Source organism: Mycobacterium sp. UM_Kg27 (assembly GCF_000972905.1).
Lineage (GTDB): Bacteria > Actinomycetota > Actinomycetes > Mycobacteriales > Mycobacteriaceae > Mycobacterium.
Genome location: NZ_JRMM01000185.1, coordinates 1 through 6344, shown reverse-complemented (window position 1 = coordinate 6344; position 6344 = coordinate 1). Strand labels below are relative to the sequence as shown.

General features: G+C 69.1%; 6 protein-coding genes and 1 pseudogene. 6 read left to right on the top strand and 1 reads right to left on the bottom strand.

The annotated features are described in order from the left end of the window. From LI94_RS19715 to LI94_RS19705, 3 genes are all read left to right on the top strand, one after another. Positions 1–1243: DUF2254 domain-containing protein (locus LI94_RS19715; RefSeq protein WP_046302257.1), on the top strand; the 1243-nt coding region annotated here is incomplete at its 5' end. A gap of 61 nt (positions 1244–1304) precedes the next feature. Then, positions 1305–2018, top strand: a complete 714-nt coding sequence (locus LI94_RS19710; RefSeq protein ID WP_046302256.1) for a DUF2334 domain-containing protein — start codon at positions 1305–1307, stop codon at positions 2016–2018. Positions 2019–2037: 19 nt separating this feature from the next. Further along, positions 2038–3693 (top strand): FAD-binding dehydrogenase, encoded by a 1656-nt coding sequence (locus LI94_RS19705; RefSeq protein WP_046302255.1) that lies wholly within the window; start codon positions 2038–2040, stop codon positions 3691–3693. Here LI94_RS19705 and LI94_RS19700 read toward each other — a convergent pair. Next, entirely contained in the window at positions 3690–4328 is a 639-nt protein-coding gene (locus LI94_RS19700; RefSeq protein WP_024441899.1) for an MBL fold metallo-hydrolase, read from the bottom strand. The genes LI94_RS19705 and LI94_RS19700 overlap by 4 nt on opposite strands. A gap of 86 nt (positions 4329–4414) precedes the next feature. Here LI94_RS19700 and purS point away from each other — a divergent pair, with 86 nt between their 5' ends. From purS to LI94_RS23960, 3 genes and pseudogenes are all read left to right on the top strand, one after another. Continuing rightward, entirely contained in the window at positions 4415–4654 is a 240-nt protein-coding gene (purS, locus tag LI94_RS19695) for a phosphoribosylformylglycinamidine synthase subunit PurS (protein ID WP_024441898.1), read from the top strand. Continuing rightward, positions 4651–5325 carry a phosphoribosylformylglycinamidine synthase subunit PurQ gene (purQ, locus tag LI94_RS19690; RefSeq protein ID WP_024441897.1) on the top strand — a complete coding sequence of 225 codons (675 nt, stop codon included), beginning with the start codon at positions 4651–4653 and terminating at the stop codon, positions 5323–5325. Before purS ends, purQ begins: the two co-directional genes overlap by 4 nt. A 111-nt stretch (positions 5326–5436) precedes the next feature. Then, a pseudogene (locus LI94_RS23960) lies at positions 5437–6344 on the top strand (hypothetical protein); the annotation flags it as partial.

Genomic DNA, 6344 nt, shown 5'->3' with positions numbered 1-6344 from the left:
TGTGTATAAGAGACAGGTCATCACCCGGGTGGCGGACCGCAACATCGGCCCGTCGCCGCGCTTCCTTCTGAAAATGGACAGTGGCGTGGCCACCACACTGCTGTCCACGATCGCCGGCGCGACGATCACTACTGCGGGAGTCATCTTCTCGCTGACCATCGTCAGCCTGCAGCTGGCGAGTTCGCAGCTGTCGCCACGAGTGATGCGCTGGTTCATCCGGGACCGGCTCAGCCAGGTGGTGATCGGATTGCTGGTCGCGACCTTCGTGTACTGCGTACTGAGCCTGCCTGATCTCGATGGGTCTTCACCGGTCCCCGCGCCGCCGCTGACGGTGACGGTCGCGGTCGTGCTGACGATCGCCACCGTCATCACGATCATCGCGCACGTCGATCACCTGGCCCACCGGCTGGAAGTCGGACAGGTGGTGCGTGAAATCGCGGCCGAGGGCTCGATGGTGATCGACGCTGTCGCGGCCGCCGCTGCTCACGAGCAACCCGCCCACGAGGCCGACATGGAGGTTCCCCCGGACGCGTTGCGCTTGACCTCGCCCGGCAACGGTTGGGTCAGCCAGGTCGAACCCCAACGGCTGCTGGCTGCCATCCCCGCCGGCACCACCATCCGGCTGGACACCCGGGTGGGCGCCTACATCCACCTGGGCCAGCCCCTGGTCACCATCTGGCCGGTGCCGGCCAATCCGGATCGGGTGCGGCAGAAGCTGCCCCGGGCCGTCGTGGTCAGTGACAGCCGCACCATGCAGGAAGACGTCGACTTCGCCTTCCGCCAGCTGGTCGATATCGGACTGCGGGCACTCAGCTCGGCGATCAACGACCCGACCACAGCGGTGGAGGCCACGTTGCGGGTGGGCAGCCTGTTGCGCCGGGTGCTGACGGTGCCGCCGCGACCGCGGGCAGTGGCCGGCCCGGACGGGCGAATACTGTTGCGGCCCTGGGATCTCGACCCCAAGGAGTACATCGGGCACGGTTTCGACCAACTTCGCCAAGTTGCGCCCAGTCAGCCCCTGGTGGCGGCGGCGATCCTGCGGGTGCTGCGAATGCTGGTCGCCCACGTCAAGGAGTACGGCCGGCCGGAGCACCTGCCCGCTCTGCGTGAACAGACCGACCTGCTTCTGGAATCGCTGGAGATGACTCCGGGTCTGCACCCGCGTGATCTGGCCCGGCTCAAGGCGATCGCCGCCGACACCACCGATCCGGCCGACCACAGCCGCCGGCGGGCGACTCCGTAGCGCTATCTGACGTCTTCCTCGACGTCACCGACTGGACACCTGTGCTGGTCACACTGGTGTTGTGACCGGACAACTGATCGTCTCCGTCTCCGGGATCGGGGCGCACACCCTCGCCGATGCCGAGGCCTTCTGCGCGCAACTGGATGCCCGCGACGTACCGGTATCGCTGCTGGTGGCACCGCGACTGGGTGCCGACTACCGGCTCGACCGCGATCCCGGCACCGTCGAGTGGCTGGCGCAGCGGCGCGCCGACGGCGCGGCGATCGTGCTGCACGGCTTCGACGAGGCCGCCACCAAGAAACGGCGTGGCGAGTTCGCCACGCTGCCCGCCCACGAGGCCAATCTGCGACTGCTCGGCGCCGACCGCGTACTGGAACACCTGGGGCTGCGCACCCGGTTGTTCGCCGCGCCCGGCTGGACCGTGTCACCGGGCACGGTCAAGGCGTTGCCGCGCAACGGTTTCCGGCTCCTAGCCGGCTTGCACGGTGTCACCGACCTGGTGCTGGGCCACACCGTGCGGGCGCGGGTGGTCGGCGTCGGGGCCGGATTCCTCAGTGCGCCCTGGTGGTGCCGGATGGTGGTGGCCACCAGTGAGCGCATCGCGCGCCGCGACGGCGTGGTGCGGCTGTCGGTAGGGGCGCGGCAGCTGAGCAAGCCCGGCGTGGCCGAGGCCATGCTGGATGCGGTGGACACGGCGTTGGGCCATGGTTGCCGGCCGGAGCCCTACCGCTGGCCACTCCCGCCGGTCGATGTGGCCTCGGAGTTGAGCGCCTGAGTCGTTACCCTGGGACGCCATGAGCGGTAAGGCGGACGCCGACGCGATCGTCGTCGGGGCGGGTCTGGCCGGCCTGGTGGCGGCCTGCGAGCTGGTCGAGCGTGGTCAGCGTGTCTTGATCGTCGACCAGGAGAACAGCGCGAACCTGGGCGGACAGGCGTTCTGGTCCTTCGGCGGCCTGTTCTTCGTCGACAGCCCCGAGCAGCGCAGGCTGGGGGTCCGCGACAGCCACGAACTCGCGCTACAGGACTGGTTGGGCACCGCGGGATTCGACCGGGAGTGCGACCATTGGCCGCGCCAGTGGGCGCATGCCTACGTGGACTTCGCCTCGGGTGAGAAGCGCAGTTGGCTGCGGGCCCGCGGGCTGAAGCTCTTTCCGTTGGTGGGCTGGGCCGAGCGCGGCGGTTACGGCGCCATCGGGCACGGCAACTCGGTGCCCCGGTTCCACATCACCTGGGGAACCGGACCGGCGTTGGTGGAGATCTTCGCGAGCCGGCTGCGGGGCCGCTCGCGGGTCCGGTTCGCCTTCCGGCACCAGGTCGACGAGCTGGTCGTCGAGGGCGGCCGGGTGACCGGGGTTCGCGGCAGTGTGCTGGAACCCTCGGCCGCCGAACGCGGCGTGGCCTCGTCGCGGAACACGGTGGGACAGTTCGAATTGCGTGCTCCGGCGGTGCTGGTCACCAGCGGTGGTATCGGCGGCAACCTCGATCTGGTGCGACAGAACTGGCCGGAGCGGATGGGCCGGGTGCCCGCGCAACTGTTGGCCGGGGTGCCCGCCCATGTCGACGGCCGGATGATCGGGATCACCGAGGCGGCCGGCGGCCGGGTGATCAATCGGGACCGGATGTGGCACTACACCGAGGGCATCACCAACTACGACCCGATCTGGCCCGGTCACGGCATCCGCATCATCCCCGGCCCGTCGCCGCTGTGGCTCGACGCCGCCGGCGTACGACTGCCCGGGCCGCTGTATCCCGGGTTCGACACCTTGGGCACGCTCGAACACATCGCGCGCTCCGGTCAGGACTACACCTGGTTCCTGCTCAACCGGCGGATCGTCGAGAAGGAGTTCGCGCTGTCGGGCCAAGAGCAGAATCCCGACCTGACCAGCCGTAGCCTGCGACAGCTGGCCATGTCGCGAGCCCGGTCCGGACCGCCCCCGCCGGTGCAGGCGTTCATCGACCGCGGGGTGGATTTCGTGCACGCTTCGTCGCTTCGCGACCTGGTCGCCGCCATGAACGACCTGCCCGATGTGGTCCCGTTGGACTACGCGACGGTCGAGGCCGAGGTCACCGCACGCGACCGCGAAGTGGCGAACCGATTCAGCAAGGACGGCCAGATCACCGCGATCCACGGCGCCCGGGCCTACCTGGGTGATCGGATCGGCCGGGTGGTGGCTCCGCACCGGCTGACCGACCCGGCCGCCGGACCGCTGATCGCGGTGAAGCTGCACATACTGACCCGAAAGACGTTGGGCGGCTTGGAAACCGACCTGGACTCCCGGGTGCTGGGTGCGGACGGCAAGCCGATCGACGGGCTGTATGCGGCCGGTGAGGTGGCCGGTTTCGGGGGCGGCGGGGTGCACGGCTACCGAGCGCTGGAGGGCACCTTCCTGGGCGGGTGCATCTTCTCCGGGCGGGCTGCCGGCCGGGGCGCGGCCAGCGATATCGCCTAGAAGGTGACGGCGCTCTCCTCGGGAAGCACCTGGAAGTCGGCGCGTCCCATCTCGGCCAACCGGCCGTGGTAGATCCCGCGCGCCTCGGTGGCGATGATGCCCTGGTGGATCGGCACCGCCGCCCGCGGCGCCACCGCGCGCAGGTAGTCGACGGCCTCGGAGATCTTCATCCACGGCGCCGCCGCCGGGGTGGCCAGCACGTCCACCGGTTCGCCCGGCACGAACAGTGCGTCGCCGGGATGCATCAACCGGGCCGGGTGCTCGTCGTCGCCGATCAGGTAGGAGATGTTGTCGATCATCGGCAGCTCCGGATGGATCACCGCGTGCTGCCCGCCCACCCCGCGCACTCGCAGCGGACCGACGTCGAAGCCGTCCCCGACGTGCACCGCCCGCCAGGGCGGGCCCAGCTGGGCGGCGGTCTGCGGGTCGGCGTAGAGCGCCGCACCCGGGTTGGCGTCGATCAGGGCCGGCAGCCGCGCCACGTCGGCGTGGTCAGGGTGCTGATGAGTGACCAGGATGGCCGCCAGCCCGGTGATGCCCTCGAAGCCGTGCGAGAAGTTGCCGGGGTCGAACAGCACCGTGGTCCCGCCGAAATCGGCGAGCAGGCAGGAATGGCCGAAGTGGGTCAGTTGCATACCTAAAGATTGTGCTCTCCGGTGCCGCCGACGGGCATCGGTATTGTTGACCCGACCGATTCCCCCGTCGACAGTAGGGAGCACCCGTGGCCCGGGTGGTTGTGCACGTGATGCCCAAAGCCGAGATCCTTGACCCGCAGGGACAGGCGATCGTGGGAGCGCTTTCTAGGCTCGGACACACCGGAGTGTCGGATGTGCGGCAGGGCAAGCGCTTCGAGCTCGAGGTCGACGATTCGATCGACGACGCCGCATTGGCCGAGATCGCCGAATCGCTGCTGGCCAACACGGTGATCGAGGACTTCACCGTCAGCCGGGAGACCTCGTGAGCGCCCGGATCGGCGTCATCACCTTCCCGGGCACCCTCGACGACGTCGACGCCGCCCGCGCGGTCCGGTTCGTCGGTGCCGAGCCCGTCAGCCTCTGGCACGCCGACGCCGACCTCAAGGGTGTCGACGCCGTGGTGGTGCCCGGCGGCTTCTCTTACGGTGACTACCTGCGCTGCGGTGCCATCGCCCGGTTCGCCCCGGTGATGGGCGAGGTCATCAGGGCCGCCGGCCAGGGCATGCCGGTGCTCGGCATCTGCAACGGCTTCCAGGTGCTGTGCGAAGCCGGGCTGCTGCCCGGAGCGCTGACCCGCAACGTCGGCCTGCACTTCGTCTGCCGCGACGTCTGGCTGCGGGTAGCGTCCACCTCGACGGCCTGGACCTCCCGGTTCGACGCCGACGCCGACCTGCTGGTGCCGCTGAAGTCCGGTGAGGGCCGCTACGTGGCCTCCGAGGCGGTGCTCGACGAGCTCGAGGGCGAAGGCCGGGTGGTGTTCCGCTACCTCGACAACATCAACGGCTCGCTGCGCGATATCGCCGGTGTCAGCTCGGCCAACGGCCGGGTGGTCGGGCTGATGCCGCACCCCGAGCACGCCATCGAGGCCCTGACCGGGCCCAGCGATGACGGCCTGGGGTTGTTCTACTCCGCGCTGGACGCCGTGCTCTCAGTCTGAGGACGTCGCGGTCCCAGTATTTTAGAGATAACTGAAAATCTCCTGACGAGGAACAACGATCGTTGTTAACGTTCGTTTGTCGTTGAAGTCCTCGGGGGAGGAGCCATTCACATGGCCTGTCACAAGCGCGATGTGTTCACCGGTGCTCGACTCGTGCGTCGTCGTCGTGTGCTGGGCGCCGGCACCGCGATCGGGGCCTTCCTGGCGTTCGGCTTGAGTCCTCTCGTCGGTGCGCCGGCGGCGAATGCCGACGGGTTCGACCTTGACTGGTTGTCGGACCTGTTCACGCCGGTCGCCGCGTCGACGGGGCAGGACCTGGACCTTAGCGACTGGCTGAACCCGGCGTCGTGGGATGTGGCCGGTGTCGGCGATCCGTTGGCGGCCCTGCCTGCCGATGCAGACCCGCTGACGGTCTCCGGCCTCATCGATGACTGGTTCTACCAGCCGATGCACACGATGATGCAGGACTGGATCAACAGCCCTACCGGCATCCTGGTCGACACATTTATCAACTCGCTGGGCATGGGTTACGTGATCGGCAACGGGGCGGACAGCCTCCTGCCCGGCGTCGACGGCGGCAACGGCGGCTGGTTGTTCGGTGACGGCGGCGACGGTTACAACAGCCTGATCTCGGGGGTCGACGGCACCAACGGCGGTGACGCCGGAATGTTCGGTAACGGCGGTGCCGGCGGTCACGGCGGAGACAGCATCTTGACCGGGATCGACGGCGGCGACGGCGGCGACGGCGGTGCGGGTGGCACCTGGATGGGCATCGGTGGTGCCGGGGGTGCCGGCGGCGCCGGCTACGACAACATCGTGCTCGGACAGGACGGCACCAACGCCGGGGACGGCGGCAACGGCGGCGACGGGCTGGGCTGGATTTTCGCCAACGGCGGCGTCGGCGGTGTCGGCGGCGAAGGCGGTCGCGGCTTCAACGGACTTGCGGTCCTGGGCGAGAACGGCACCAACGCCGGCAACGGCGGCAACGGCGGTGTCGGCGGTTCCAGCAAGAACTGGAT

Excerpts from the sequence above, each read along its gene's own strand:
- LI94_RS19705 (WP_046302255.1), top strand. The coding sequence starts at position 2,038 with ATGAGCGGTAAGGCGGACGCCGACGCGATCGTCGTCGGGGCGGGTCTG.
- LI94_RS19700 (WP_024441899.1), bottom strand. The coding sequence starts at position 4,328 with ATGCAACTGACCCACTTCGGCCATTCCTGCCTGCTCGCCGATTTCGGC.